1 protein-coding gene is annotated in these 691 nt (G+C 65.3%); it reads left to right on the top strand.

Annotated features, from left to right (window positions below):
- Positions 1–136: 136 nt before the first annotated feature.
- The coding region (locus IE124_RS34275; protein ID WP_229833183.1) for a phosphopantetheine-binding protein at positions 137–691 on the top strand (555 nt) is incomplete at its 3' end.

A 691-nucleotide genomic window follows, 5' to 3' on the forward strand; every position in this document is an offset into this window, starting at 1 on the left:
CCCCCTCCAAACCATCGACATACTCCTCCCCCACGAACACCACCAACTCCTCGAAACCTGGAGCCGCCAAACCGAAGTTCTTCGTCATGAAGCGGTCCGATCGCTGGTGGAGGAAGTCCAGGACGCGCGGGTTCACGTGCTGGACGGCGAGTTGCAGCTGGTGCCCATCGGCGTGGTGGGCGACCTCTACGTTTCGGGCATGCCGTCGGATCGGGACAGGTCTCCCGCCGAGCACTGCGAGGCAAACCCCTACGGCCCGCCCGGATCCGGGCTGTACCACGCCGATCGGCAGGCCCGGTGGACTCGCGATGGCCGACTGGAGTTGGCGGAACGGGCCGGCGACACGACGACGGACCAAGTCGTTCCGGGATACCGGAAGCCGCGCAACAAGCAGGAAGAAGTGCTGGCCGGGTTGTTCGCCGAGGTACTGAACGTCACCAAGGTCGGAATCGACGACAGCTTCTTCGGTCTGGGCGGCCATTCGCTGTTGGCCACCTGGTTGCTGTCCCGCATCCGGACCGTACTCGGTGTCGAGGTGCCGATACCGACGTTCTTCGAGTACCCCACCGTGGCGCAGCTCGCACCGCAGCTGGACAACCGGCCGGTGCAGATCCCCCTGGTGGCAATGCCCCGACCGGAACAACTGCCCTTGTCGTTCGCGCAACGCCGTCTGTGGTTCCTGCACCGCTTC

The organism is Streptomyces narbonensis (assembly GCF_014649015.1).
GTDB lineage: Bacteria > Actinomycetota > Actinomycetes > Streptomycetales > Streptomycetaceae > Streptomyces > Streptomyces narbonensis.